The 25388-nt window shown below is 70.3% G+C and carries 24 protein-coding genes and 1 pseudogene; 9 read left to right on the top strand and 16 right to left on the bottom strand.

The window, feature by feature from the left end; translation table 11 throughout:
* Positions 1 to 53: 53 nt before the first annotated feature.
* Positions 54 to 872, bottom strand: a complete 819-nt coding sequence (locus BIV24_RS03820; protein WP_071364698.1) for a lysozyme — start codon at positions 870 to 872, stop codon at positions 54 to 56.
* Positions 873 to 1334: 462 nt separating this feature from the next.
* Here BIV24_RS03820 and BIV24_RS03825 point away from each other — a divergent pair, with 462 nt between their 5' ends.
* Positions 1335 to 1841 carry a MarR family winged helix-turn-helix transcriptional regulator gene (locus tag BIV24_RS03825; protein ID WP_071364699.1) on the top strand — a complete coding sequence of 169 codons (507 nt, stop codon included), beginning with the start codon at positions 1335 to 1337 and terminating at the stop codon, positions 1839 to 1841.
* Between the two features lie 19 nt (positions 1842 to 1860).
* Here BIV24_RS03825 and BIV24_RS03830 read toward each other — a convergent pair whose 3' ends face one another.
* Entirely contained in the window at positions 1861 to 2649 is a 789-nt protein-coding gene (locus BIV24_RS03830; protein ID WP_071364700.1) for a protein phosphatase 2C domain-containing protein, read from the bottom strand.
* Positions 2650 to 3018: 369 nt separating this feature from the next.
* Here BIV24_RS03830 and BIV24_RS03835 point away from each other — a divergent pair, with 369 nt between their 5' ends.
* From BIV24_RS03835 to BIV24_RS03855, 5 genes are read left to right on the top strand one after another with little or no spacing between them, the layout of a single operon-like run.
* Positions 3019 to 5973, top strand: a complete 2955-nt coding sequence (locus BIV24_RS03835; RefSeq protein WP_071364701.1) for a sensor histidine kinase — start codon at positions 3019 to 3021, stop codon at positions 5971 to 5973.
* Complete coding sequence (locus BIV24_RS03840) at positions 5970 to 6473, top strand: roadblock/LC7 domain-containing protein (RefSeq protein WP_071364702.1); 504 nt, start codon at positions 5970 to 5972, stop codon at positions 6471 to 6473. The genes BIV24_RS03835 and BIV24_RS03840 overlap by 4 nt, the downstream gene beginning before the upstream one ends.
* A gap of 20 nt (positions 6474 to 6493) precedes the next feature.
* Positions 6494 to 6901, top strand: coding sequence for a DUF742 domain-containing protein (locus BIV24_RS03845; protein ID WP_425442521.1), 408 nt, complete (start codon positions 6494 to 6496; stop codon positions 6899 to 6901).
* A complete protein-coding gene (locus BIV24_RS03850) occupies positions 6882 to 7520 on the top strand; it encodes a GTP-binding protein (protein ID WP_071364704.1) in 639 nt (212 codons plus the stop codon). Before BIV24_RS03845 ends, BIV24_RS03850 begins: the two co-directional genes overlap by 20 nt.
* A 40-nt stretch (positions 7521 to 7560) precedes the next feature.
* Positions 7561 to 8826 carry a styrene monooxygenase/indole monooxygenase family protein gene (locus BIV24_RS03855; protein WP_071364705.1) on the top strand — a complete coding sequence of 422 codons (1266 nt, stop codon included), beginning with the start codon at positions 7561 to 7563 and terminating at the stop codon, positions 8824 to 8826.
* Here the strand turns inward: BIV24_RS03855 and BIV24_RS03860 are convergent.
* From BIV24_RS03860 to BIV24_RS03875, 4 genes are all read right to left on the bottom strand, one after another.
* Positions 8787 to 9950: an NlpC/P60 family protein gene (locus BIV24_RS03860; protein ID WP_071364706.1), complete on the bottom strand. Its 1164-nt coding sequence runs from the start codon at positions 9948 to 9950 to the stop codon at positions 8787 to 8789. The two genes, BIV24_RS03855 and BIV24_RS03860, sit on opposite strands and share 40 nt — an antisense overlap.
* Positions 9951 to 10053: 103 nt before the next feature.
* Positions 10054 to 10368 carry a hypothetical protein gene (locus BIV24_RS03865; protein ID WP_071364707.1) on the bottom strand — a complete coding sequence of 105 codons (315 nt, stop codon included), beginning with the start codon at positions 10366 to 10368 and terminating at the stop codon, positions 10054 to 10056.
* A gap of 169 nt (positions 10369 to 10537) precedes the next feature.
* Complete coding sequence (locus BIV24_RS03870; RefSeq protein WP_071364708.1) at positions 10538 to 11281, bottom strand: TetR/AcrR family transcriptional regulator; 744 nt, start codon at positions 11279 to 11281, stop codon at positions 10538 to 10540.
* 142 nt (positions 11282 to 11423) lie between these two features.
* Positions 11424 to 12353, bottom strand: a complete 930-nt coding sequence (locus BIV24_RS03875) for an AurF N-oxygenase family protein (RefSeq protein WP_071364709.1) — start codon at positions 12351 to 12353, stop codon at positions 11424 to 11426.
* A 134-nt stretch (positions 12354 to 12487) separates the two neighbouring features.
* On the opposite strand from BIV24_RS03875, the gene BIV24_RS03880 reads away from it, so the two are divergent.
* Positions 12488 to 13594, top strand: a complete 1107-nt coding sequence (locus tag BIV24_RS03880) for a ferritin-like domain-containing protein (RefSeq protein WP_071364710.1) — start codon at positions 12488 to 12490, stop codon at positions 13592 to 13594.
* Positions 13595 to 13597: 3 nt separating this feature from the next.
* Here the strand turns inward: BIV24_RS03880 and BIV24_RS03885 are convergent, their stop codons facing one another.
* The 5 genes from BIV24_RS03885 to BIV24_RS03905 all read right to left on the bottom strand — a co-directional run bounded on the left by BIV24_RS03885 (position 13598) and on the right by BIV24_RS03905 (position 19229).
* Positions 13598 to 15172: a penicillin-binding transpeptidase domain-containing protein gene (locus BIV24_RS03885; protein ID WP_079167983.1), complete on the bottom strand. Its 1575-nt coding sequence runs from the start codon at positions 15170 to 15172 to the stop codon at positions 13598 to 13600.
* Entirely contained in the window at positions 15169 to 16536 is a 1368-nt protein-coding gene (locus BIV24_RS03890) for an FtsW/RodA/SpoVE family cell cycle protein (RefSeq protein WP_071364711.1), read from the bottom strand. The genes BIV24_RS03885 and BIV24_RS03890 overlap by 4 nt, the downstream gene beginning before the upstream one ends.
* 72 nt (positions 16537 to 16608) lie before the next feature.
* On the bottom strand, positions 16609 to 17814 hold the full coding sequence (locus tag BIV24_RS03895) for an ATP-binding protein (protein ID WP_107459193.1): 1206 nt from the start codon (positions 17812 to 17814) through the stop codon (positions 16609 to 16611).
* An 80-nt stretch (positions 17815 to 17894) separates the two neighbouring features.
* On the bottom strand, positions 17895 to 18617 hold the full coding sequence (locus BIV24_RS03900) for a hypothetical protein (RefSeq protein ID WP_425442514.1): 723 nt from the start codon (positions 18615 to 18617) through the stop codon (positions 17895 to 17897).
* A gap of 105 nt (positions 18618 to 18722) precedes the next feature.
* Entirely contained in the window at positions 18723 to 19229 is a 507-nt protein-coding gene (locus tag BIV24_RS03905; protein ID WP_245766657.1) for a protein-tyrosine phosphatase family protein, read from the bottom strand.
* A gap of 96 nt (positions 19230 to 19325) precedes the next feature.
* Between BIV24_RS03905 and BIV24_RS03910 the strand changes: the two genes are divergently transcribed.
* Positions 19326 to 20129 carry a nuclease-related domain-containing protein gene (locus BIV24_RS03910; RefSeq protein ID WP_071364712.1) on the top strand — a complete coding sequence of 268 codons (804 nt, stop codon included), beginning with the start codon at positions 19326 to 19328 and terminating at the stop codon, positions 20127 to 20129.
* Between the two features lie 21 nt (positions 20130 to 20150).
* Here the strand turns inward: BIV24_RS03910 and ligD are convergent, their stop codons facing one another.
* The gene (gene ligD, locus BIV24_RS03915) at positions 20151 to 21032 is read right to left on the bottom strand and encodes a non-homologous end-joining DNA ligase (RefSeq protein WP_071364713.1); all 882 of its coding nucleotides are present in this window, start codon (positions 21030 to 21032) and stop codon (positions 20151 to 20153) included.
* A gap of 232 nt (positions 21033 to 21264) precedes the next feature.
* On the opposite strand from ligD, the pseudogene BIV24_RS31220 reads away from it, so the two are divergent.
* Positions 21265 to 21390 (top strand): annotated as a pseudogene (locus tag BIV24_RS31220) (non-homologous end joining protein Ku); the annotation flags it as partial.
* A 252-nt stretch (positions 21391 to 21642) separates the two neighbouring features.
* Here the strand turns inward: BIV24_RS31220 and BIV24_RS03920 are convergent.
* From BIV24_RS03920 to BIV24_RS35005, 4 genes are all read right to left on the bottom strand, one after another.
* The gene (locus BIV24_RS03920) at positions 21643 to 22446 is read right to left on the bottom strand and encodes a hypothetical protein (RefSeq protein WP_071364714.1); all 804 of its coding nucleotides are present in this window, start codon (positions 22444 to 22446) and stop codon (positions 21643 to 21645) included.
* 113 nt (positions 22447 to 22559) lie between these two features.
* A complete protein-coding gene (ku, locus tag BIV24_RS03925; RefSeq protein WP_071364715.1) occupies positions 22560 to 23603 on the bottom strand; it encodes a non-homologous end joining protein Ku in 1044 nt (347 codons plus the stop codon).
* Positions 23604 to 23696: 93 nt separating this feature from the next.
* A complete protein-coding gene (locus BIV24_RS03930) occupies positions 23697 to 24206 on the bottom strand; it encodes a DUF6262 family protein (RefSeq protein WP_079167995.1) in 510 nt (169 codons plus the stop codon).
* Positions 24207 to 24226: 20 nt separating this feature from the next.
* Positions 24227 to 25345: a site-specific integrase gene (locus BIV24_RS35005; protein WP_079167985.1), complete on the bottom strand. Its 1119-nt coding sequence runs from the start codon at positions 25343 to 25345 to the stop codon at positions 24227 to 24229.
* Between the last annotated feature and the right edge of the window lie 43 nt (positions 25346 to 25388).

Consider the following 25388-nt stretch of genomic DNA (forward strand, 5'->3'; position numbering starts at 1 on the left):
TGCTGTGTTTGTCCGGGGGCAACCCCCGGACCCCCGGCCGGGTCGGTGTCGCGCTAGCCGTTGGCGAGAGCCTGTACCCGGTCCAGCGCCCCATTGAACTTGTCGTGGTCACCGACCGTCGGGCCCGACGACGTGTACTGCCACATGGTGTAGTACGACCATCCGGCCGGGAGTGTGCCCGGGTCGGAGGCGTAGCGGGCGATCCACAGCGGGTTCTTGGAGGCGAAGCCGCCGTAGTTGCCGGTGCACTGCGTCCACCAGCTGGTGGCCGTGTAGATCACGGCGTCGCGGCCGGTGCGGGCCTTGTACGTGTTCAGGAAGTCGGTGATCCAGCTGACCATGGTGCTCGCCGTCTTGCCGTAGCAGGCGGCGCCGTACGGGTTCCACTCGATGTCGAGCACGCCGGGAAGGGTCTTGCCGTCCCTGGACCAGCCGCCGCCGTGGTCGACGAAGTAGTTGGCCTGAGTGGCTCCGCTCGTGGTGTCCGGGGTCGCGAAGTGATAGGCGCCGCGGATCATGCCGACGTTGTAGGAGCCGTTGTACTGCTGGGCGAAGTAGGGGTTCGTGTAGTACGTCCCTTCGGTCGCCTTCGTGTACGCCCACTTGACGCCGCTGTTCCACAGGGTGGACCAGGCGACGTTGCCCTGATAGCCGGCGACGTCGACGCCCTCGGTCTGGGTGGCGTCGCTGGTGGGGGGCGTACCGCTGCTGCCGTCGTGTGCCAGGACACCCATGCCCATGGTCGCGGAGCCGCGGGCGGGGGTGGTGGCGGCCGAGGAGGGGGCGGCGAGGGCGAACGAGAACGCTGCGAGCAGGGCTCCCACGACGGTCAGCCGCCGTACGCGGGCCGTTCCGGATCTGTGCACGGACATGGCGTGCCTCCGAAAGTCGGGTGGTGCTCGGTGGGGGGAAACGCGGGCATGTCCCACGGCCGCACGGTGGGGAGAGCGGATGACGGTCGACCCACCGCCACTGATGACGTGGGCATGCCATGCTTGCCGTAAAGAAGTTACGCCCGTAGACCGCCCCTGGGAAGAGGGCATGCGGAGTCGTCGGTGGCCTACCGGTGCCGGACCGTCAAACTGTGGCCCTGCGCATCCCCCGGCGGTCGGCGCGGTGCGGAACATCCTGCCCCCGTACCGGACGGGTCATGCGCTCGTCCCGGCGACCGGAAGAGAAGCCGCCGGGCGCGCCCGGTGTGTCCGCCACCGCAGGGCAGGCGGGAATCTCCCGACCCCTCGGGCAGGAGAGCACGTCGCACCTGCGAAATACTGATGCGGCGCCGACGGCGGCGACGGGGGTACTGGACCCGGAAACTTCAGGCAGGGGCTGACGTGCACGAGTACGGAAACGGCGAGGGGCGTCCGGTCCCATCCGGCGGGCCGGAGGACGGCGCGGAACACGGCGGAGCGGACCGGGAATTCCTGTCCCTGGAGCGCGAGCTGACGGTGTTCCTGCGGCGGGCCCGGGCCAGTCAGGGCGAGATGGCCCGCGAAGTCCACCCGGATCTGGAGTCGGCCGCCTACGGACTCTTGGCCCGCCTCGACGAGTGCGGCCGGCAGCGCGCGACGGAGCTCGCGGCCTACATCGGTGTCGGCAAGGCGACCATGTCCCGTCAGCTGCGCGCCCTGGAGGAGCTGGGCCTGGTGGCCCGCGAGCCCGACCCGGCGGACGGCCGGGCGTGGCTGGTCCACCTCACCGAGGAGGGCCGCAGCCGCGTCGGAAGGGTGCGCGAGGCGCGCCGTGCGCGGTATGTGCACCAACTGGCCGGCTGGGACCGGCACGAGGTCGCCGAACTGGCTCGCCTGATCCGTCAGTTGAACCTGGGCATGGAAAAGTAGGCGGACCGGGGGCGATCCCTCAGGGTTCCACGTACACCACCGTCGCATCGTCGTGCGTCTTGCTGCGGCCCAGATGTACCCGCATCTCGCGGTCGGCCGCCTCCAGAGCCCGGACGCGTTCCACCAGAGCCGCCGCCCCCTCCTTGCGCACGACGGCGAACAGGTCCGCCCAGCTGCCCTCGTGGAACTTCTCCGTCCAGCGGGCCGCACCGTCCGTCAGCGCCAGGAGGGCACGTACCGCGGAGCGCGGCAGTTCACCCGTCACCGCACGGGCCGCCACGGAGGGGTCCGCGGCGGCCGTGAAGAAGCCGCCCTCCTTGTTGCGGACCGTGGCGTCCGCGATCGCGTCCGTCGCCAGACAGGCGCGCGGGACGCGGGCCAGGCGGTCGTCCAGGAAGGGGGTGATCGCACCGTCGGGAGCCTCGCACAGCAGGGCCGAGTCGGAGAGGACCAGGTACTCCACCACGGTCTCGGACCAGCGGGCGAGGACCACCGTCGCCTGGGGGGTGCGCGGGTGAGAAAGGTCACAGGTGGCCGCGTGGGCCTCGGCGGTGCGACGGATGGCACGGGAGAGGATCTCAGTGAGCGTCAGATCTCTGTGAGAAACGGACAGTTCGGTCAGTGCGCCGCCGAGTTGTGCGCAGAACCAGGAGACGGAGTGCAGACAGCCGTCGTCGCCTGCAGGTGGAGTCACACCGTCCAGAACGACGAGCGCCCCGCCCTGTCCTGAGGCCGGAAGCGCGAGTGCGGCGAAGTCCTCGTCGGGGCGTGCCGGGTCGCCGGGCTCGGAAATCAGTTCCGTACGCATCCAGCCAGTCTGCACGAGCCCTTCACGGGGTCCATAAAGGCCGACAGTGATCGTCGAACGTGTGATCTGGCAGGTCAGGTGCCTGGTTTGCGGCGGAATGATCAACTCCGGTGAAGCGTGGGCGCGAATACTGCCAAAGCGCGCCGCCTACGTCCAACCGGCCTGCCGTACAAGGCATCGGAGCGGGCCCGAGGGACTTGCTCGCCAACTCCCCACCGAGGTTCACTCCTTCGGGTGGCGGGTCGGGGGAAGCGGGATCACTGCGCACCGGCACTGGGAGGGTCGGAAATCGTCGTACCGGGACGACAGCCCAGTTGACGGGCCGTCGCCCCCGGGTCATGGGTACACGAATCAGGATTGCGAGCACCGGTGCAGAAGATGCGGCCTCGGCGCACAGGCAGGCAGACGGCTCCCGAACGGGACGCCTCGTCCGAGTCCGCGGGCAGCGGCCGTCCCGCCCATGTCCGCAACCGCCTGATCATCGCTGTGGCCGTGGTCGCCGCCGCGATCGCCGGCGCCGGGGCGCCGAGCGTCATCGCCGCCTCGGGACAGCTGAAGGACTCCCAGAACCTGGTGACGCTCGCCGAGCAGACCCAGGACGCGCTCGTGCTCGCCCACTCCCTGGCCGACGAGCGCGACGGCGTCACGTCGTACGTGGCCGCCGGGCGCCCCAAGTCCAAGGCGCCCGCCGAGCAGCAGAGCGTCCGTGTCGACCGGCAGATCGAGGACCTGCGCGCCCATGCGGACCTCTCCGCCGTGCTGCGTAAGGACCTCGATGACGTGGCCACCGTACGGAGAGCGGCGCTCACCGGGAAGAGCTCCGCTCTTGAGACGCATCGGGAGTACTCCTCGATCATCGGCGAACTCCACGCGCTCGCCGTGGACCTGGCCGAGAAGATGCCGCCGCGGGCGGGCGCGGGCGCCCACGCCCTCGCCGAACTCGACAGCGCGGTGCAGCAGTCGGCGGCCGCCCGCGGACTGTTTCTCGCCGCCCTGAACGTTCCGCACGTCACCCAGACCACGTACAACCCGATCACCGGCCTGCCGACCACCACCAGCGTCTCCTCGGAAGCCGACACCAAACGGCGCGACGCGCTCACCGCCGCAGCCCAGCAGGCCGCCGTCCGCTCCGACGCGGCGATCGCCGGCTTCCGTGACACCGTGCCCCAGGCCGCCAAGAACTCCTACGAGTCCACGGTCACCGGACCCGAGGTCACCTCCGCCGAGAAGTACCTCACGGCCCTCGCCGACCAGCCCACGCTCTCTGACGACGAACTCGGCTACGACCCCAAGAAGGTCGAGGCCGCCCTCTCCTCCCGGGTCGACCTGATGCGCGGCGTCGAGTCCTCGCTCTACGAGGCCCGCAGCAAGCAGCTCGCGCAACTGCGTGACGACGACGTCACCGCGCTGGAGATCCGCATCGCCGTCCTCGGCGTACTCCTGCTCGTCGCCGTCGGCATCACCATGGCCATGGCCCGTACGCTGACCCGCCCGCTCGCCGTCCTGCGTCTCGGATCGGCCCGCGTGGCCGCCGACCCGGCCGCCGAGGAACCGGTGAAGTTCACCGGGCGCAATGACGAGTTCGCCCAGGTCGTCCGCTCCGTCAACGCCCTGCACGCGCACGCTGCCGCGCTCCAGGAGCGCCTGTCGACCCTGGAGGCCGACCGCAAGCACCTGGTCGGCCAGCGCCAGACCATGGCCGACGAGCGCGAAAAGCTCCGCGCCGAACTCGCCGACGCGTCCGCCCGCCTGGGGCAGGTCCGGAACAACACCTGCGCCACCTTCGTCAACCTCGCCCTGCGCACCGTGGGTCTCGTCGATCGTCAACTCGCCGTCATCGAAGGCATGGAGGAGCGGGAGCAGGACCCGGAGCGCCTCTCCACGCTCTTCCGGCTCGACCACTTCGCCACGGTCATGCGCCGGCACAGCGAGAACCTCCTCGTCCTGGCCGGCGCCGAGCAGGTCCAGCAGCACCCGGGGCCCGTGCCGCTCGTCGACGTCGTACGCGCTGCGGTCAGCGAGGTCGAGCGGTACGAGCGCGTCCGCGTCGGCGCGCTGCCGCCGCGCACGTATCTCGCGGGCTTCGCCGCCGACGACCTCTCGCACCTGGTGGCCGAACTCCTGGAGAACGCCACGTCGTTCTCGCCGCCGGAGGCGGCCGTCGAGGTCTCCGGCTGGCTTCTGGAGAACGGTGAGCTGATGCTCTCCGTCCAGGACGAGGGCATCGGCCTGTCCGAGGACCGGATGAGCCGGCTGAACGCCCGGCTCGCCGATTTCGACCCGAACGCCCCGTACGACCACGAGGACGGCGAGGGCCTCGGGCTCGGCCTGTACGTGGTGGCGTGCCTCGCCCACCGGCATGGCGTCCGCGTCGAACTGCGCGAGCAGAAGCAAAGCGGCGTCGCGGCGGTCGCCGTACTGCCGAAGTCCCTTCTCGCCGCCACCCCGACGACGGCCGTCCCCACCGCAGGCCCGGCCTCGGCCGGTGCGCACACGCTGTCCCTGCCCGGCGCTGACGCGGAGGTCAACTCGAACGTCCTGAGCACCCGGGTGCGGATCACCGCCCAGGAGCCGGACAGCGACGAGGACTCCTTGATCGCGGCGGCGGAACAGGCCCTGCGGGAGCACTCGGACTCCGCCGAGGAAGCGGGGACCGACTCCGCCGAGGAGCCCGAGGTGGCGGGGGCCGTCACGGAGACCTCGGCGGAGACCGTCGCGGAGCCTCTCGCGGAGACCGTCCCGGAGCCCGAGGCGTCCCCCGAGACCACCATGGTGCTCTTCGCGCCGGTGACCCAGGACCCGGACCCCGCCGACCGCGCGGATGCGGACCACGCTCCCCTCGAGGACGCGCCCCCCGCTCCTTCCACGGACGCGGACGATGCACCCGTCGCCACCCCCGCCGAGCCTGCCGCAGACCCGTACAGGATCGGCCCCGACGCGCACGAGCGCGCCGCCGACGAAGGCGCGCCGCAGTCCGTCGCCGAGGACCCCCTGCCCGAGGAGTCCGACACCCCCCAGGAGTCCGCGACCCCCCGGCTCACCACCAAGGGTCTCCCCAAGCGCACCCCCAAGATCTCCGCACCGGCCCAGGCCCCCCGTCCTCGGGCCGGCGGTGTGGACGCCGAGGCGCTGCGTCGCAGGCTCGGCGGATTCCACCGGGGGGCCACGGCGGGCTACCACCACATCGAGACGGAGAACGCCGAGAGAACGGGGGAGACGAAGGCGGCCCCGCCCCGGCTCACGACTCCACCGCACACCGCCGCACCCGGTGCCGCACAGGACGGAGAAGCACCGGGGGGCACAGTCGAGGAGGCAAGCAGTTGACCGCGCCCAGTACCTTCGGACTGAGCAGTGAGGCACGCAACCTGCACTGGCTGCTGACGAACCTCGTCGAGGAGGTGCCGGGACTGCTGTCGGTCGCGGTGGTCTCCTCCGACGGCCTGCTCCTGCTGTCGTCCGACCCCGGCCAGAACACGCAGGCCCGCTCCGGTCACGCCGGACGACCGAGCAGCCCCAAGAGGTCCTCCGCCGACCTCGCCACCATCGTCTCCGGGGTCGGCAGCCTCACCGTCGGTGCCGCCAAGCTGATGGACTTCGGCGGGGTCCGGCACACGATGGTCGCCATGGACGAGGGCAGCCTGTTCGTCATGTCCATCAGCGACGGCTCGCTGCTCGGCGTGCACGGCTCCGCGGACTGCGACATGAGCGTGGTGGCGTACCACATGGCGCTCTTCGTCGGCCGCGCCGGACACGTCCTGACGCCCGAACTCCGCAGTGAGCTGAGGAAATCCCTTGAGTCCGAGTCGGCCGGGAGTACGCGATGAGCAGTGCGGTGAGCAGCCCCCTGAGCGATACGCCCAAGCTGCCGGTCCGCGGCGGTGACCGAAAACCCGCCCGCGTCCGCCCCTACTCACTCACCGGCGGCCGCACCCGCTTCGGCCACGTCCTCCTCGTGGAGACGCTCGTGGCGGCGCTGGAGGCCCCCGAGGAGCGCAAGGAACTGACGAACGGTTCAGCCGCGACCCGGGTCATGCCGGAAATGCGGGCCATCGTCGAACTGTGCCGCCGCATGCGGACGGTGGCCGAGATCGCCGCGCTGCTGAAGATGCCGCTCGGCGTGGTCCGCGTACTCCTGAGCGACCTCGCGGACCAGGGAAAGATCCGAGTGTACGGAACCGGAACCGGTCACGGCACCGGCCGTCCGGACCGCGCTCTGCTGGAAAGGGTGTTGAGTGGACTCCGCCGTCTCTGACGCCGCCCGCGGCGTCCCCCCTCTCGTCGAGCCCGACGAGACCGTGCGGCCCTGGCAGACGGACCGCACCCGCGCGCCGATCGCCACGAAGATCGTGCTGGCCGGTGGCTTCGGCGTCGGCAAGACCACGATGGTCACCGCCGTCTCGGAGATCACGCCTCTGCAGACGGAGGCGCTGATGACCGAGGCGAGCAAGGAGACCGACGATCTCAGCGCCACGCCGGGCAAGGTCACCACGACCGTCGCCATGGACTTCGGCCGGATCACGCTGGACGACGACCTGGTGCTGTACCTGTTCGGCACACCGGGCCAGGAGCGGTTCTGGTTCATGTGGGACGACCTGGTGCGCGGCGCGATCGGCGCCGTCGTGCTGGCCGACACCCGCCGCCTCAAGGACTGCTTCCCGGCGCTCGACTACTTCGAGAGCTGTGGGATGCCGTACGTCGTCGCCGTCAACCACTTCGACGGCAGCGAGCGGTTCGAGCCGGAGGACGTGCGGGAGGCGCTGACGATACCCGCGCATATACCTGTCATGGTCATGGACGCGCGGCGTCGGATCTCGGGCATCGAGGCCCTGCTGGCCCTGGTGGCCCACGCACTCGAGGAAACCCCCGAATGATCCCCGCAGCAGTCCGGAAGTCGTAGGAGGCACTACTCGCATGCGCAAGATACTCGTCGTGGGAGCCGGTCAGTCCGGTCTCCAGCTCGCCCTCGGCCTGCAGTCGCACGGGTACGAGGTCACCCTGATGTCCAACCGGACCGCGGACGAGATCCGCACCGGCCGGGTCATGTCGACGCAGTGCATGTTCCACACGGCGCTCGAGCACGAGCGGGACCTGCAGCTGAACTTCTGGGAGTCCCAGGCCCCGAGGATCGAGGGACTCGGCGTCTCGGTCGCCGCCCCCGGATCCTTCGACGAGGGCCCTGCCCAGCGCGCGATCGACTGGGTGGGCCGGCTCGACGGGTATGCGCAGTCGGTCGACCAGCGGGTGAAGATGGCCGGCTGGACGGAGGCCTTCGTCCAGCGCGGCGGCCAGCTGGTCATCCACGGTGTGGCGGTCGGCGACCTCGACTACTTCTCCCGTGTCTACGACCTCGTCCTGGTGTCGGCGGGCAAGGGCGAACTGGTGTCGATGTTCGAGCGGGACGCCTCCCGCTCCCCGTACAGCGAGCCGCAGCGCGCGCTGGCGGTCTCGTATGTGCACGGCCTGGCCCCGCGCCCGGAGCACCCCGAGTTCGACGCGGTCCGCTGCAACCTGGTCCCCGGCGTGGGCGAGCTGTTCATCATGCCGACCTACACCTTCTCCGGCCGTGCCGACATCCTGTTCTGGGAGGGCATCCCCGGGGGCCCGCTCGATGTCTTCAAGGAGGTCAGGGACCCGGCGCAGCACCTGTCCCTCACCCTGGACCTCATGGCGAGGTACACGCCCTGGGAGCACGAGCGGACCGCGAAGGTCGAACTCACGGACGCCGGTGGCACCCTCGCCGGCCGTTACGCCCCGACCGTGCGCAAGCCGGTCGTCCGGCTGCCCGGCGGCGGCCTGGTCCTGGGTGTGGCCGACGTCGTCGTCGCCAACGACCCGGTCACCGGCCAGGGCTCCAACTCGGCGTCCAAGTGCGCCGCCTCATACCTCGCCTCCATCCTCGAACACGGCGACAGGCCGTTCGACGAGGAGTGGATGCAGCAGACCTTCGACCGCTACTGGAACATCGCTCAGCACGTCACCAAGTGGACGAACGCCATGCTCGGCGTGCCGCCGGAGCACGTTCTCAACCTGATCGGCGCGGCGGGCGCGCTCCAGCCGGTGGCCGACCGCTTCGTCAACGGCTTCGACAACCCGGCCGACTTCGAGAACTTCTTCTTCGACCCGGAGAAGGCGGAGGCCTATCTGGCGTCGGTCGCGGGCGCCGCCGCAGCCGAGTAGCCCGTGTCCGAGCCGTTCGCCGCCGCTTGGGGGAGCGCCGGCGGTGCGTAGGAGCGCAGGGGCTGTCCGCCGGGGTCCGGCCGTACGGCCCCGAGCACGGGGTTGGCCGCGATCGGGGACACCTTGATCCGTGTTCCCGGCCGCGGCGCCTGGACGACCATGCCGTCGCCGAGGTAGAGGGCCACGTGTGTGGCCTCGGGGAAGTAGACGACGAGGTCCCCCGGGCGCAGCTGCGTCAGCGGGACGTGCGGCAGTTGAGCCCACTGCTCCTGGCTGGTGCGCGGGATGGCCCGCCCCGCGTGCACCCAGGCCTGCGAGGTCAGCCCCGAGCAGTCGTACGACCTCGGGCCCGCGCCGCCCCACTGGTACGGCTTGCCGATCTGCTCGACGGCATAGCGCACGGCCCTGTCGCCCTTCGCGGTCGGCGGGCGGGCGTCGCTGAGGGCGCCGGACGCCAGGAATTTCTTCTGAGCGGCTGCGGCCCCGCCCCGCTCGAACTCGGCCAGTTCGGCGAGCCGCCCGGCGCTGAGCGAGGCGAGCAGCGTCTCGACGTCCTTCAGCCGCCGCTGGATGTCGTCCCGCTGCTTCTTCTGCCGCGCGGTCAGCGTGATCCGCTCGTCGAGGGCCTTGCGCGCCTTGCGGGCCAGGCCGTCGGCGCGCTTCGCGGCGTCCGTCAGCTGGTTCATGCTCTTGGCCCGCTCACGCGCCAGCTGCCCGATCACATGGCCCTGGTCGAGCGCGTGCTGCGGATCGCGGGCGAGCAGCACGCGTACGTACGGGGAGATCTCCGTGCTGCTCCGGTACTGCTGCCGGGCGAGCCGGCCGACCTCGCGCCGGCTGCTCTGCAGAGCGTGCCGGGCCCGGGCGAGCTGCCGGTCGAGCCGGGCGACCTCGGCCCGCTGCTTCTTCAGCTTCTCGGCGGTTCGGTTGTAGGTCTCGGTGGCCTTCTCAGCCTGCCGGTAGAGCCGCTGAAGATCCTTCAGCAGATGGGGGACCGAGCGGGTGTCCGGCTGTTTCACCGAGCCGGCGCCCGGGGCCGCGGCGGCGACGGCGGGGGCGGGGACGAGGACCGCCGAGGCGGTCACCGCCGCCGTACAGAGCAGGCGGGACAGCACTCCTGACATGGCATCACCTCCGGTGCGGGGGGTGGTCGGTCCACCTCGCATCGGAATGATGAACTGACTGAGCCTCGGCTGCTCACCGAGTGGTCGGTTCGGTCCAAGGACGTCACTCGTCGGCGGCGTCCTGCGTGCCGCCCGGCGTGGCGCCTGGATTCGGGCGCGGTTTGGACCACGGCCACCGCAGACCGCCGCCGCTGTCCCCCTCGGGGTCGTACTCGTACCGCCAGCCCAGGGGGAGGCCGAGCCTCCTGCTCGCTCCCGCCTGGACGCGCCGGTAGACGAGAACGGTGGGCGGACCGCCGGCCGCGTCCGGGACCGGGACGCGGTACGTCTTCGGCGGGTGGCCGGTCGGACCGAGCAGGACCGGCAGGACGCGCCCGTCCAGGGGCCCGCCCACGAACGGGGTGTCTTGGCTCTTCACAACCCCAGTGTCCCTCTCACGGACCCGGTGCCTGGTGCCCCGGCAGGCAACCTTCGCCCCGTCGCGACGCCCGGCACGCTCCCCCAAGCTCTTCGAGCAGGGGACCCCCAGAGCGGGAGGTGCCCCCACGACGCCGCTCCTTGACGGGCAGACGTTGCCTGCCGCGGCACTAGTCTGCTGCGCCGGGGCGCAGCAGGTGGTCCGCGGTGGCGACCGCCGGCAGCACGCCTCGCACCAGAGCGCCGAGCGGTCCCTCGGCGCTCTCCAGGGCCAGTGCGTTCCGTACCACCGCCGCGGTCTGCGGGTCGCGTCCGGCGGTGGCCACCAGGCCGGCCGTGAACTGGTCCACGAGCCAGTCCCGCAACTCGTCGACCGGCGGCTGCTTGTCCTCGTCGAGCCAGATCAGGGAGGCGGCCTCGACGGCGGTGATCCACGTCCGCACCGTCATCCGCAGCCGCGGACCGGGCTCCTCGACATCGAGATGGCTGAGGATGTGCTCGGCGGCGGCCCGGCGCACCTCGTCCACGATGGCGCTGGCGCGGGACGTCTCGACCACGCTGCCGCCCCGGAGCAGGGCGCTGAAGCCGGCGTCGTGCCGGCCGACGAAGGCGAGGTAGCGGTCCAGGGCCCGGCCCAGGCGCCGGCTGAGTGGCCCCTGCGGGGGCTCGGCGAAGCACTGCTGGAGCTCGGCGGCGGCGGAGCGCAGCGAGGCGTCGTACAACTGCTGCTTGCCACCGGGGAAGTAGCGGTACACGAGCGGGCGCGAGACCCCCGCCGCCTCGGCCACGTCGTCCAGCGATACCTCCTCGGGGGCGCGGTGCGCGAAGAGGAGCAGCGCGGCCTCGAGCAGTTGACGGCGCCGCTCCTCGACGCCGAGCCGACGGTAGGAGCGGGTGGGGGCCTCGGAGGTCATGCCTCGCAGCGTAATCGTGCCGCCGCGGGAAGAGACATCCGGCATCGAGGGGTTCGTCCCCGGGGCCGCACCTCCACCCCGCACGCGTCGCACTGACGGAGACTTGGACGACGGGGCGGTTCCCCCCGCCCGCGTCGAGCGCTCACGCCAGCAGTCCCGACGACCTCCACAGCCGCCGGCCCACTCCCCGCAGCACCCCGATGTCGTCCAGGAAGTCCGTCAGCTTCTTCGCGCCCGTCTGCATGAGCTCCTGGCGGTGGCCGCTCGCCTTCACCTGGGCCACGGCCTCCCGCTTGTCCAGACCCACGTTCGTGTACACCTCGGGGTTCACGAACGCGACCGAGAACACCCTCGCGAACTCCCCGGAGGTGACCCGCGTGAACTCCCGCGACCACCGCGGAGCGGTCAGCATCTGGCGGCGCAACTCCTCACGGGCGTAGCGGACGTGCCGGGCCTCCTCGATCACATGGATGCGCGTGACCCCGCGGATCAGCGGCTGCACCCGCTCGTCGGGGAACGTGAGCCGCTGCATCCAGTCCAGCACCTCCTCGCCGAGGAGGGTGGCGGTGAAGGACCCGGGCGTGGTCGAGATCGTCTTGAAGAGGCGGCCCAGGTTCTGGTGCGCGCGGCTCACCGGGTACCAGGGCGTCCCGCCGTGCGCGATGAGTCGCGCGAACATCCTGGAATGCCGGCACTCGTCCTCGATCTCGGTCAGCGCGAACCGCACATGGGCGCTCGTCGCCGCCTTGTCGTAGACGTGCCGGACCAGCAGCTGCATCAGGATGAGTTCGAACCAGATGCCGAGCGAGGCGAGCGCCGCTGCCTCGTGCCGGGAGAGCAGGATCCGCTGCTCCTCGCTCATCCGCTTCCACAGCGGAGTGTCGTACAGGGACACCAGCTCCGGCGGCCAGAACCACTTGCCGTCCTCGTAGGGCGCGTCCCAGTCCAGTTCCTTGTCCGGGTCGAAGGAGTGTTTGGCGGAAGAGCCGAGCAGCCGCTCGGCCACCTGCTCCCGGTCCTTGAGCAGGCCGAGCGCGTCGCGCAGCACATCGGCTTCCGTCACGGTCGTCATCGCTGTCCCCACCTTGTCGAACGGAACGCCGGTTACCGGCGGTCACGTCTTATGAGACTGCCTGTCAGTAAGGACGTCAATCCCTCGCGCGTCACTTGTTGACGGCGCGTCTACCGCGTGTGAGCGTGGGGTGTATGCCGAGCCATGAGCTGTACGCCAATGATCCGGGAAGTCCTCTCTGGCAGGTGCCCGCGAGCGGTGCGGCGCGGTTCAACTGGGAGTACGACGACGGACGCGACCGGCTGCTCGCCCTCTACCAGAAGGGCAAGGACAAGCAGTGGGACGGGCAGAAGCGGATCGACTGGGACCTGGAGGTCGACCCGTACGACCCTCTCGGCACACCGGACGATGTACTGGCCCTCCATGACACGCCGTACTGGGCGAAGATGACCGACCGGGACAAGGGTGAGCTGCGCAGGCACTACGCCTCCTGGCAGTTCAGCCAGTTCCTGCACGGCGAGCAGGGCGCGATGGTGTGCGCGGCCCGGATCGTGGAGGCCGTCCCCGACCTGGACGCGAAGTTCTACTCGGCGACCCAGACCATGGACGAGGCGCGGCACGCGGAGATCTACGGCCGCTTCCTGCACGAGAAGATCGGCATGCTCTACCCGATCAACGACAACCTGCAGTCGCTCCTCGGCGACACGCTCCGGGACAGCCGCTGGGACATGCCCTACCTCGGGATGCAGGTGCTCATCGAGGGCCTGGCGCTGGCGGCCTTCGGCATGATCCGCGACACCACGGACAAGCCGTTGCCGAAGCAGATCCTGGCGTACGTCATGCAGGACGAGGCCCGGCATGTGGCCTTCGGCCGCATGGCCCTGCGGGACTACTACAAGCAGCTCACGGACGCGGAACTGCGCGAACGCGAGGAGTTCGTCATCGAGGGCTGCTACCTGATGCGGGACCGTCTGCGCGGCGAGGAGGTGCTGGAGAACTTCGGCATTGCCCGGGACGAGGCGGAGGAACTGAGCGAGAGGTCCCCGTTCCTGCAGCTCTTCCGGCAGTTGCTGTTCAGTCGCATCGTCCCCTGCGTGCGGGACATCGGCCTGTGGGGCGAACGCCTCCAGCAGGCCTATGTCGACATGGGCGTCTTCGAGATGGGCAACTCGAACCTGGAGCTGTTGATGGCCCAGGACGAGGAGCTGGCCGAGAGGCTGGACGCGGAGCGCTTCGCCGCGGAGGAGAAGGCCCGCGTCGCCGAGGTGGGGGAGGCGATCGAGGCGGGGGCGGAGGACTAGAAGTTAGCGGGCGATGGCGCCGCCCCAGCAGGCGGACCCCCGGCAACTCCTCGGGTGCGGTGGCGAGTTCAGCTGGTGTGGTGCCGAGTTCAGCACCGCCTCCATCACCGCCTTCGCGATCGGCGCCGCGTTCCCGCCCCCACTGATCTCACCGCGCTCGCCCGCCGCGTCCTCCACCACCACAGCGACCGCCACCGCCGGCTGCGGCGCGTCGTCCGCCTGCGCCCAGGAGATGAACCAGGCGTACGGCTTCCCGGAGTTGCCGACGCCGTGCTGGGCCGTGCCGGTCTTGCCGCCCACCGTGGCGCCGCGGATCGCCGCATTGCGGCCCGTCCCCTCCTCCACCACGTTCCTCATCATCTCCCGCAGTAGCGCCGCGGTCGCCGGGCTCATCGCCCGGTGCAGGGTGCGGGGGCCGGCCACCGAGACCGTGTCGCCGGTCCCGGTCGTCGTCCTCTCCACCAGGTATGGCGCCATGACCGAGCCCTCGCCCGCCACCGCCGCCGCGATCATCGCCATCTGCAGCGGCGTCGCCCGAGTGTCGAACTGCCCGATCGAGGACAACGCCAGCTGCGACGCGTCCAGCTTCCGGGCGAAGGTGCTCGGCGCCACCGCGAACGGGACGCGCAGCTTCGGGTCGTTGAAGCCGAAGGCCGTCGCCGCGACCGTCATGTCCCGCAGCCCGACCTCCACGCCGAGCCTCGCGAACACCGTGTTGCACGACCAGGTGAAGGCATACCGCAGGGACGCGTCCGCACAGCCGGTCGCCTCGTTCGTCAGCAGGGTCGTCGTGCCGGGCAGCCGGTACGGGTCCGGAGACGCCGTCCAGTCGTCGGGGTCCGTCACCACCCCCGTGTCCAGCGCCGCCGCGGCCGTCACCACCTTGAACGTCGAACCGGGCGGATACGTCTCCCGGACCGCCCGGTTGAGCATCGGTCGCGCCGCGTCCCCGTTCAGCCGCGTCCAGGCCCGGGGGACGGACGCCCTCGACCCGGACAGCTCCCCGGGGTCGTACGACGGCGCCGACACCAGCGCCAGGATCCGCCCCGTCGACGGCTCGATCGCGGCCACCGCGCCGGGGCGCCCGGCCAGGCCCTGGTACGCCGCCCGCTGCGCCGCCCCGTTGAGGGTGGTGACGACGTCGCCGCCGGGACTGCGCCCCCGTACGACGTCGTTCCACGCGGGCAGCGGTGCGAGCAGCCGGGCGGTGCCCGCGAGCACACCGTCCTGCGCGTCCTCCAGCAGCGTCGTCCCGTACACCTGCGAGGCGAAGCCGGTGACCGGCGCGTACAGCGGGCCGTCGGTGTACGTGCGCTCGTAGCGGAACATCCGGCCCGTGTCCCGCGAGCCGGTCACCGCGCGGCCGTCGACGACGATGTCGCCGCGCGGCTGGCCGTACCGGGCGATCATCGGACGGCGGTTGGCGGGGTTGTCCTCGTAGCGGGAGGACTCGACGATCTGCACCCGTGACGCGTTCACCAGCAGGGCGATCAGGAGCAGCGCGCACAGGGCCGCCGCCCGGCGGACGGTTCGGGTCCCCCCGGGTCGGGCGAGGTCGAGATCGTGGGGGAGGCTCATGGCGGCGCCGTCCCCTCGTACGGGCCGTGCGCCGAGTCGCTGATCCTGATCAGCAGCGCGACGATGATCCAGTTGGTGACGAGTGACGAGCCGCCCTGCGCGAGGAAGGGCATGGCCAGGCCCGTCAGCGGGATCAGGCCCGTCACCCCGCCGGCGATCACGAACACCTGGAGCGCCACGATCGACGCGAGCCCGAGGGCCAGCAGGCGCCCGAACGGGTCGCGCAGCGCCAGGCCCGCCCGGTAGCCGCGCGCCACCAGCAGGCCGTAGATCAGGAAGAGTGCGGACAGGCCCGCCAGGCCCAGTTCCTCGCCCGCCGTCGCCAGGATGAAGTCCGACTTGGCGGCGAAGCCGATGAGGATCGAGTGACCGAGGCCGAGCCCGGTGCCGAGAGCGCCGCCGGCGGCGAACGCGAAGAGGGACTGGGCGATCTGGCCCGCCCCCTGGCCCGCGTCGATCGAGGCGAAGGGGTGCAGCCACTCATGGACCCTGCCGTGCACGTGCGGTTCCAGGCGGGCCACGGCGAGCGCGCCGAGGAACGCGAGCAGCAGCCCGACGGCGACCCAGCCGGTGCGGCCCGTGGCGATGTACAGCAGCACCACGAACAGGCCGAAGAACAGCAGCGAGGTCCCGAGGTCCCGCTCCAGGGCCAGCACCCCGACGCTCAGCAGCCAGATCGCCACGACCGGGCCGAGGACGCGTCCGGTGGGCAGTTGCAGTGGTCCGATCCGGCGGCCGGAGAACGCCAGCGCATGGCGGTTGGCGGCCAGGTACCCGGCGTAGAAGACCGCGAGGAGCACCTTCGCGAACTCGCCCGGCTGGATGGAGAATCCGGCGATCCTGAGCCAGAGCCGGGCTCCGTTCAACGGCGGGAAGAAGATCGGCAGGACGAGCAGGAGGAGCGCGGCGACCCCGCAGACGTACGTGTAGCGCTGGAGCAGCCGGTGGGTGCGCAGCAGCACCACGACGGCGACGAAGAGCGCCACGCCGGCCGTGGACCAGTACAGCTGGGTGGGGGCCGCCCGGTGGCCCGGGGTCTCCAGGTCGAGGCGGTAGATCAGCACCAGGCCCACGCCGTTGAGCAGCACGGCGATCGGCAGCAGCAGGGGGTCCGCGTACGGGGCCCGCAGGCGCACCGCGCAGTGCGCGAGCAGCGCGAGCCCGCCGAGCCCGGCGCCGTAATGGGCGGCACCGGGCGGCAGGGTGCCGTTCTTGGCGAGGCCGACCGCGCAGTAGCCGTACACGGAGATCAGGACGGCGAGAACGATGAGCGAGAACTCGATGCCACGGCGCCGGGGCAGCCGCAGGGCGGGAGCGGGGGTGTCCGCCACCGTGCTGGCCCCTGGCGTTCCGGGCTGGATCATGAACGGAACGTAGCAAGTGGGCGGACACGGTGTCCCGTTATGAGGGCAATCGGGTCGTTCCGGTGGTTTGGGTCAGCCCTCGAGGCCGTCGGTCGCGTTCCCTACGCGCCCGGGGAGCGCCAGCGCGGCCACCGCTCCGCCGTCCGGGGCGTTGGCGAACTCCAGCCGGGCGCCCAGCACCTCCGACTGGCCGAGCGCGATCGTCAGCCCCAGCCCGTGCCCCTTCCCGCCGCTCTCGGTACGGAACCGCTGCGGCCCGTGCGCCAGCAGGTAGTCCGGGTAGCCGTCCCCGTGATCCCGTACGGTGACGCGCGGGCCGTCGACCGTCAGCACCACGGGGCCACGTCCGTGCCGGTGCGCGTTCGCCACGAGATTGCCGAGCACGCGCTCCAGGCGACGCCGGTCGGTCTCCACGCGCGCGTCGCGCACGACCCGGACCTCGGTCCCGGTACCGGAGGCCCGGACCACCCGCTCGGCCAGCGGCGCGAGCCGCTCGGTGCCCAGTTCGAGACGTTCCCTCTTCGTGTCCAGCCGGGAGATCTCCAGCAGGTCCTCGGTGAGCGTGCGCAGCGCGGCCACCCGGTCGCGCACCAGCTCGGTCGGCCGTCCGGGCGGCAGGAGTTCGGCCGCGGCGTGCAGCCCGGTCAGCGGGGTGCGCAGCTCGTGCGCCACATCCGCGGTGAACCGCTGCTCGCTCAGCAGCTTGCCCTGCAGCGTGGACGCCATCGTGTCCAGGGCGCCGGCGACCGCGGCCACCTCGTCCTGTGGGCGCGTCGGGTCCTTCGTCCGGGGGTCGTCCACGCGCGCGTCCAGGTCGCCCGCGCTGATCCGCCGGGCCACCTGTGCGGTGCCCTGCAGCCGCCGCGTCACACGCGTCACCGCGAACGCCCCGACGAACAGCGTCGCGCCGATCGCCAGGGCCGAGGACCACAGGATCGCCCGGTCGAGGCCCGCGATGGTGTGGGCTCCCTGGGCGTAGTCGACCTGTACGGCGAGCGTCCGTCCGCCGTCGGCGGGGCCCGCCGCCCACATGGTGGGCCGCGGGTCGCCGGTGCCGACCATCGTGCCGCGGTACCCCTCCCGCGCCAGCTCCCTCAGCTGCGCCGGCAGCCCCGACAGGTCGATGCCCGCACGGAACGGCAGCCGCCCGCCCGCCTCGTATGCCAGCGTCGCCTGGCCGAGCCGGTCGAGCGCCCGGCCCCGGGCCTCGCCGACGGTCTGGTCGGTGACCTGGACATGGACGAGCACGCCGAGCAGGGCGGCCAGGCCGCAGCACATCACGGTGATGAAGGCGGCCGCCTTCCAGGTGAGGGTGGCGGTCCAGTGGGGCAGCCGCCCGAGGGCCCCTCGCAGCGGGGTCACCAGGCACTCTCCGACGGGACGGGCGAAGCCGGACGGCCCCGGAACGCGGTCCGCACCCGCAGGATCTCGTCTCGGCTGGCCAGCATCGCGTGCTGGTGCGGGTCCCAGCTCCACACCGTGCGGAACTCGTACCCCGGAAGCGTCGACGGCGAGCGGATGATCACGTCCCGGCCCGCCAGCTCCACACTGACCACGCTGTCCGCGGTGCCCATGACCTGCACCAGCCTGTGGTGCTCGAAGGTGTAGACGCGCACCGCCAGCTGGTTGCCGGGGAAGCGGATACCGAGCACCATGTCGTCCTTCCCGTCCCCGGTGAGATCCCGGTAGTACGCCCGCAGGAGCGGACACTTCCCGTCCGGCGTGCCCTGTGTGCCGCAGTCCTTGAGCCGATCACGCGTCTGCCGGTACACCGCGTGCGGGCCGGAGTACACGTCCGGGTGAGCGGCGACCTCGGCGCGTACGACGTTCAGCGGGTCCACACGGTGGATGTCGTCGCCCGCAGCGGTGATGCCCTTGATGGTCTCGGTGTCCGTCACACCGAAGTCGAGGGCCGGGGTGGAGGCGGGCGGTAGTTGCGGCCAGAGATCCACCGGGCCGACGGCGGTGGCGGTCGGACCCGCGCCGCGCAGCGCGCCGGAGTCGCCGCAGCCCGCCAGCAGCAGGGCGGTGGCGGCGAGGCCGAAGGCTGCGCGCACACGGCGGCTGGGGAACACGTCCACGTCCTTAAGGGTCACCTGAGGGCCGGTTGTTCACTGTATGACCGATTGTTCACTCTATGTTCAGAAGCGGTGTACGGATCGCGACCCATCGCAAGGTCGCGGACGTCACTCCGCGAGTTCCTCCAGGAGGCGGGCCGTGTCCAGGCCTGCCCGCAGGTACTCCACGAACAACTTGTTGTGCAGCGCCCACGGTCCGCGGCGGGCGCGGATCATGCCGATCGCCTCGTCGGCGCTATGACCGGCCCGGATCAGCGCGTGCGCGATGACCAATCCCGAGCGGTTGTAGCCGTGATAGCAGCGGACGAGGACCCGGCGGCCCTCCTCCAACGCGTCGTCGGCGGCCTGCGCGAGCCGCATCACCCCTGCGATCTGTGTCCCGTCGAGCGGCCCGTCCGGTATCGGCCACACATGGTGCTCGACCCCGCCGTCCGGACCGTGCCCCGGCAGCCGCAACAGGGTCAGCACCAGATCGAACTCATCGTGTACGACGGCGAATTCCAGCTCTCCAGAATGCCGCGCGAACTCGTGGCCGCCCATCCACAGGCCGGGCACGATCTCGCTCCACGGGCTGTCCGGAGCGGGCACATCGGGTTGCATTCCGCGGGTTCGCAACGAGGCCTCCCACTGACTCCCCAACCGCTCACCAAGGTAGCCGGGTTCTTGCCCGCGGAGCACCCCGCCTGTTCCCATGGTCGAGGGGTGTTGTGCATGAGCGGACTGCGCGTCATACCGGCCCGGCGGCACGGGCGGGAACGCCTGTATGTGTGCGGCATCGACGGGAGCAGCGTCGCCTGGTACGACCGTGAGGCGGGCCGGGTCAACCTGCTCAGCGAGGACCGGCGGCAGGAAGTGCTCGACGCCCTCGGCCCGTTCCTGACCGGCCCGGTGGCGGTGGGGCCGCCGCCCGTCCCCACCCCGGCGGAGCTGGCCCGGCTCTCCCTCCACCCGGACGACGACCTGGCGCCGAACCGGCCCGGCGAGGCCCTGGTGATCGCACTGGACCGTGACCCGGGGCCCGCCCACCGGCTGCGCCCTGACCCGCGGCGCCGCGCGCTCGCCGCCGAGCAGGCGGTCGGTGAGGCACTGGACCGGCTGGAGGGCGCCGGCTGGCACACTCTGCACTCGGTGCCGCTGCCCGGCGGGGACCGCATCCATCACCTGGTGATCGGACCCGGCGGCTTGTTCGCGGTGCACTCGCTCTACGCCCGCAGGCAGCGGATCCTCGTCGCCGACCCGATGGTGACGGTGGGCCGCCACGATCCGCAGCCGCTGCTGCGCCGGGTACGCGTCGACGCGGACCGGGCCTCCTACGCCCTGACGGCCGAGATCCACCCGGTCCTGGCCCTGGTGGAGCCCGCCCGCCTGGAGATCGCGACCCCGCCGCGGCAGGTCCGCGTCCTGAAGGACACGGACCTGTCGGACCTCGCCCGCCTGGGCGGCGTACTCAAACCGGCGGACGTGGAGGCCCTGCACGCGATGGCGCGGGACCGGCACATCTGGTCGCGGGTGTGAGGGGACCGAGGGCGTGCGGGGTCAGGGCAGCGGCCCGGCGTGGGCGGGGTCGAGGAGCGGTGCCAGCAGGTCGCCGTGCGCCTTCAGGCGGGGCGCGATGTCCGGTGCGCGGAAGACGAGATCGCCGGGGGAGGCGCAGTCAGTCACCTCCTCCCAGGTCACCGGCGTCGACACGGTCGGTTCGGTGCGGGCGCGCAGCGTGTAGGGCGCTGCCGTCGTCTTGCGGGCAGCGTTCTGGCTCCAGTCCACGAAGACCTTCCCGGGCCGCAGGCTGCGGGTCATGCGGTGGACGACGAGGCGGGGCAGCGCCTCCTCCGCCTCCACGGCGAGGCTCTTGGCGTACTCCGCGGTCCGCCGCGACGGCGTCCGCTCCACCGCCGCCAGCAGGTGCAGCCCCTTCGAACCGGACGTTTTCGCGTACGCCTCGATGCCGTCCCGCGCTAGCCGCTCGCGCAGCCACAGGGCGACCTCGCAGCACTCGACGACGGTGGCGGGCGTGCCCGGGTCGAGGTCGAGGACCAGCCGGTCGGCCTCGTCGGGCGCGTCGACGCGCCCCTGCGGGGTGTGGAACTCGGTGACGAGGTTGGCCGCCCACATCAGGCTCGCCAGGTCCTGGATCACCACCATGCGGGCGGGGCCCTCGGAGTGCGGCACCTGTGCCGTGGTGACCCAAGCGGGCGTACCCGGCGGCACGTTCTTGGCGAAGAAGACCTGCCCGTCCGGACCGTCCGGGTAGCGCAGGAAGGACAGCGGGCGGTCGTGGAGGTGGGGCAGCAGGGCGTCCGCGGCGGTCGCGTAGTAGTGCAGCAGCTCGCCCTTGGTGAAGCCGGTCGCGGGATGGATGACCTTCTCCAGGTTGCTGAGCGCGAGCCGTCGCCCCTCCACCTCTGTGATCGGCGTCATACGATGAGAATCCCATGAAACAGGTGGATAGACGGCTAAAGCCTGCCGGAATTCACTGGAATCCATCGGGGCCCGTCGAAACGCACAGGAACCAGCCGGGGTCCATCGGATCCTGCCGGAACGACCATCGAAATCTGTCGGAACGACCATCGGAACCTGTCGGAACGACCATCGGAACCTGTCGGAACAACCATCGGAACCTGTCGGAACAACCATCGGAAAGGTGCGGCACGTGCGATCCATCTGGAACGGCACCATCTCCTTCGGCTTGGTCAGCATCCCGATCAAATTGGTGAACGCCGCCGAGAGCCGCTCGATCTCCTTCCGGCAGATTCATCTGGAGGACGGCGGTTCTCTGGGGGTGTGCGGCGTACTGGTGGTGGGAGTGCGGCGTCGGCGCAGGTGAGAGCGGCCGTTTCGGGTAGTGCCAAGTGCAACAACTGTGGCGGATTGGTGTGTCCGGTGTTGTCGTTCGGCTTGGTTTCTTGGGCTTGCGACCACGCGTGATCCGAATGGCGTGGACTGGTTTTGTTCACGAGTCGTGGCTCTGGCTCAGCTTGTGTGGTGTGGCCACGCTGGGTGATCAGCGGATGGGCTCCGCGGGGCAGAGTCAAAATGGCGGGTCTTCGGTGTAGCCACCTGTCCAGTCGCCTGCCCAGGAAGCGCGTTCGGCCATGAGACGGGCGTGACGTTCCCGGGCTGCGATGTCGGCTGCGTTCTCCAGGTCGCTGGTGTCGTGACGCCATGCCTTCAGCGCGTCCAGGACGCGGTCTCTGTTGTGGCGGTCAGTGCTGGTGGCCAGCAGATGGCGGGCGTGGTCGACCAGCTCACCCCGGTGCGTGGTGAGAGTGGGGTGTTCTGCGAGGGGGATGGCTGCGACCAAGGCCGCGTCACGTACGTGCGCGTTGTCATGGCTGAGTAGAGGGCGGACAGCGGAGAAGATCGCCGGGCGCAGGTCTCGAAACGCGCGCATCTCCCCGTACTCGTGGAGAAACCCCTCGCCGTAATGACGTTCGCCAAGGGCGACGCACTCGTCGTCGGCGTCGTAGGCGGTGTCGCTGAGCCAGTTAAGTAGCCTCACGAGGGTCGGGTGACGCGGTGACATGTCCGCATCGTGGCCGACGTCGCCCGCCGTGATGGCCGGGTGGTCGAGGATGGCAGCGACGTAGAGCGCTACGGGCACGGTGGCTTCGTAGATGGTGTTCTGGTGGGTTACTCCCCCGAACGCGTCCTTGGCGGCGTCTGCCCTGACGACCGGGTCGGGGTCGAGGAGGCGTGCCAGCGCCGCCGGCAGGGATTCACCCGTCCCGCACGCAGTGGCGAGCGACGCCCAATCCGTACCGTCCAGAAGCGTTTGATAGTCAGGTAGCCCGTCGAGGCGAGGATTCTCGGTCTGCCTGCGGCTGTTGGTCACAGGCGGAGGTTATAGCGTCGTCGAGCCATCTCGATGTTCACCTCTACCACACGCTGTGAGCCCGGCCGGTCATCGTCCCCACTCGGGCGGGACAGCTGCCCTGAGGTGCAGCGTCAGGAGACTCGTGCGGTGCGACGTCCCCTCTTGCCGGAGAGGGCTTTGAGTAGTTCCTCGCGGGTCATTGACGAACGGCCGGGGATGTCGGCGTCCGATGCGCGCTGATAGAGCTCGGCCTTGCTCAACCCTTCCAGCTCAGCCTTTGATGACTTCGGCGCCTTTCCGGCCGTGCGGTCGGCGCGCCTTTCTGCCGCTGTCTTCAACCGTGTCGGAGGACTCGTGCCCGCAGCTTCCTGCGTCCCCTTCCCGCTTCCCTTCCTTGTGGTCTGTGCTTGTTCGACGCTGGCCCGCAACGCGTCCATGAGATCGATGACGTTGGTGGAGCGCGGTGGAGCCTCGCCCTTCTCCACGGTCTGACCGGTGCGCTTGGCCTCCACGAGCTGGAGCACCTTCTCTCGGTAGGTGTCGTGGTATTCGTCCGGATTCCAGTCGATGCTCAGGGCCTCGACCAGCTGCACCGCCGTCTGCAGTTCCTTCTCGGCGACCTGAGTCTCCTCCGGGAGACTTCCGATCTCCCGATGAGGGTCGCGGACCTCGTCCGCCCAGTGCATGGTGTGCATCGCCAGGACATCGCCCTCGGCCTTCACAGCGACCAGGTACTGGTGGTTGCGCATAACGACGGTGGCTATGCCGACCTTGTTCGCCTGGGCCAGGGCGCTGTGAAGCAGAGCGTAGACCTTGGCGTACTCCTTGCCCTTGGGGGCCAGGTAGTAGGCCTTGTCGAAGAAGACCGGCTCGACCTGGTCCAGGTCGACGAACCCGGTGATCTCCATCGACTTGGACTGGCCAGGGGCGATCTCGTCCAGTTCGCCTGGCTCGACGATCACATACTCGTCCCCGATGTCGAAGCCTTTGACAATCTCCTCCATGGGGACTTCCTCGCCGGTGCGCTCGTTGACGCGCTTGTTGCGCACTCGGTCGGACGTTCCACGTTGGAGCTGGTTGAAGCGAATCGTGTGGCTCTCCGTGGCGGTGAACAGCTGCACCGGCAGGGCGACGAGCCCGAATGAGAGAGCACCGCTCCAGACCGCTCGGGCCATGGCCTCCCACCTCCTGTTTTCCCATGGCACCTCCGTCGGCCGCAGATCGCATCCCGGCATGCGCCACCTGGATGGTTGGGAGGGGACGTGCGGTCAGCGATGGGCCTGGTTGAGTGAGCGGGTCAGCTCTCGGTTGGCCGCACGTGCGGCCGCTAGTTCCTCTGTTCGATCTTCGAGTTGGCTTTGGAGTTCCACCATCCGCTGTTCGAGGGTGGTGATCTGCCGCTGGAGGTGGTCGATATCGGTGGGCGCGCCGAGGCCGGAGTCGCGCCAGGCCTGTTCACCGAGCTGTTGGGACAGCCGGTTCTCCAGTTGCCGGACTCGGGCTGTGAGCCGGGCGTTGCGCTCCAGGGCGTTCGCCAGGTCGGCTTGCAGGGAGGCTCTGCTGACCTGGGCGTGTCCTTCGCCGGACGGCGGTGTCGTTGCTGCGGTGTGGATGAGTTGCAGAAGGTCGCGGTGTCGGTAGAGAAAGGAGCGGTCGACTCCGGCGGCCCGGGCGATGCCGGAGACGGTGAGATCTCCGCCCTCTCTGACCGCGGCGCTGAGGACCTTCTCGACTCGCTGGTGTCGGCGTGCTGAGTCCCCCCGTCGCCCCTCAGCCATGGGGAGAGTGTTCTTGCTGGTCACAGTGGCCTTTCTGGTCGCAGATCGGGGAGAGGCTGGCGGACACGGGGCATCCCCAGCAGGACGCTTTGCCGACCGCGACGGACCACGGACACGGCCTCCTCGACCTCGGCACGCTGGCTTGCGTCGAGGTCGTCCAGGCCGTCCTTGACTCGTTTGATGAGTCGTCTCACACGGCGGATCTCCTCGTCCGACGGCATTGCCTCGGCCTTGGCCCAGTCATCCGCGTCCAGCGCGGCGGCGATCCGCTCGCGGTTGCGCAGCAGGTCAGCGAGGTATGCCTCCAAGTCGGGCAGGTAGGAGATGTCAGTACGGAAATGACCGCAGCCCACACAGCGGAATCTGACGGGACAGTCGTGTCCACCCGCTGCCACGTTCGACGGCTCGGTGCAGACACCGTAGGGAACGGCGACCTCGCCGACGGCCCGACGAGCGTGCTCGGAGTCGAGCAGCTCCTTGGCCTGCCGCCAGATGCGCCTGCCGTGCCGGTCGAACTGCATCTCGGTGACGCGGTCGACGGCCTCGCATCGCCGCTCTTCGGTGACCCGGTAGTAGGTCTGAGTGGTGTCCAGGCGCCGGTGATCCATCAAGGCTCTGAGGACATCGACGGCGACACCGGCGTCCGCGTGTCGCTGACAGTAAGTGTGCCGGTACGCGTAAAGGAAGATCTTGGACTTGTCGAAGGGCATCATCCTGGTGACCGGCTGACCGTCCAACTCGACACGGGTGGGGACCAGGAACTCCGGCAGCGACCGGATCCACTCGCGGTGGCGGCCGGAGAGCCATCCCGGCGCGATAGGCTTCCGGCCGTGTGGGTTGGCCACCCGCGTGGGCAACAGCATCAACTGGTCGGTCGGTGTGCTGGGGAAGTCGGCGCGGATCAGTTCCTGCTGTCTGGTGATCACGCCAGCCGTGGCCTGGGAAATCGGTAGCCGGCGTCCGTGGCGGTTGGCCTTGTAGTTGTCGTAGATCAGCACGTGCTGTCCGTCGGCGTCCTGCTTGAGGCAGTCCCAGCGCAGCTGACAGATCTCCTGGGGCCGCCTCCCGGTGTCGATCAGCAATTCGACGGCCACCCGGTTCTCGTTGCCGTTACGGGTTCGGCCGACCAGCGAAGGCAACTATTCAAGCATCCATGGGCTCGGTCGGTGACTCGTTCGACAA

This window comes from Streptomyces colonosanans, assembly GCF_001866645.1.
In the GTDB taxonomy this organism is placed as follows: Bacteria; Actinomycetota; Actinomycetes; order Streptomycetales; family Streptomycetaceae; genus Streptomyces; species Streptomyces colonosanans.

What these genes read in the sequence shown, in the direction of transcription:
- BIV24_RS03820 (WP_071364698.1), bottom strand. Translation starts at nt 872, where the DNA reads ATGTCCGTGCACAGATCCGGAACGGCCCGCGTACGGCGGCTGACCGTC.
- BIV24_RS03830 (WP_071364700.1), bottom strand. Translation starts at nt 2,649, where the DNA reads ATGCGTACGGAACTGATTTCCGAGCCCGGCGACCCGGCACGCCCCGAC.
- BIV24_RS03855 (WP_071364705.1), top strand. Translation starts at nt 7,561, where the DNA reads ATGCGCAAGATACTCGTCGTGGGAGCCGGTCAGTCCGGTCTCCAGCTC.
- BIV24_RS03860 (WP_071364706.1), bottom strand. Translation starts at nt 9,950, where the DNA reads ATGTCAGGAGTGCTGTCCCGCCTGCTCTGTACGGCGGCGGTGACCGCC.
- BIV24_RS03870 (WP_071364708.1), bottom strand. Translation starts at nt 11,281, where the DNA reads ATGACCTCCGAGGCCCCCACCCGCTCCTACCGTCGGCTCGGCGTCGAG.
- BIV24_RS03875 (WP_071364709.1), bottom strand. Translation starts at nt 12,353, where the DNA reads ATGACGACCGTGACGGAAGCCGATGTGCTGCGCGACGCGCTCGGCCTG.
- BIV24_RS03880 (WP_071364710.1), top strand. Translation starts at nt 12,488, where the DNA reads ATGCCGAGCCATGAGCTGTACGCCAATGATCCGGGAAGTCCTCTCTGG.
- BIV24_RS03885 (WP_079167983.1), bottom strand. Translation starts at nt 15,172, where the DNA reads ATGAGCCTCCCCCACGATCTCGACCTCGCCCGACCCGGGGGGACCCGA.
- BIV24_RS03890 (WP_071364711.1), bottom strand. Translation starts at nt 16,536, where the DNA reads ATGATCCAGCCCGGAACGCCAGGGGCCAGCACGGTGGCGGACACCCCC.
- BIV24_RS03895 (WP_107459193.1), bottom strand. Translation starts at nt 17,814, where the DNA reads ATGTGCTGCGGCCTGGCCGCCCTGCTCGGCGTGCTCGTCCATGTCCAG.
- BIV24_RS03910 (WP_071364712.1), top strand. Translation starts at nt 19,326, where the DNA reads ATGAGCGGACTGCGCGTCATACCGGCCCGGCGGCACGGGCGGGAACGC.
- ligD (WP_071364713.1), bottom strand. Translation starts at nt 21,032, where the DNA reads ATGACGCCGATCACAGAGGTGGAGGGGCGACGGCTCGCGCTCAGCAAC.
- ku (WP_071364715.1), bottom strand. Translation starts at nt 23,603, where the DNA reads ATGGCCCGAGCGGTCTGGAGCGGTGCTCTCTCATTCGGGCTCGTCGCC.
- BIV24_RS03930 (WP_079167995.1), bottom strand. Translation starts at nt 24,206, where the DNA reads ATGGCTGAGGGGCGACGGGGGGACTCAGCACGCCGACACCAGCGAGTC.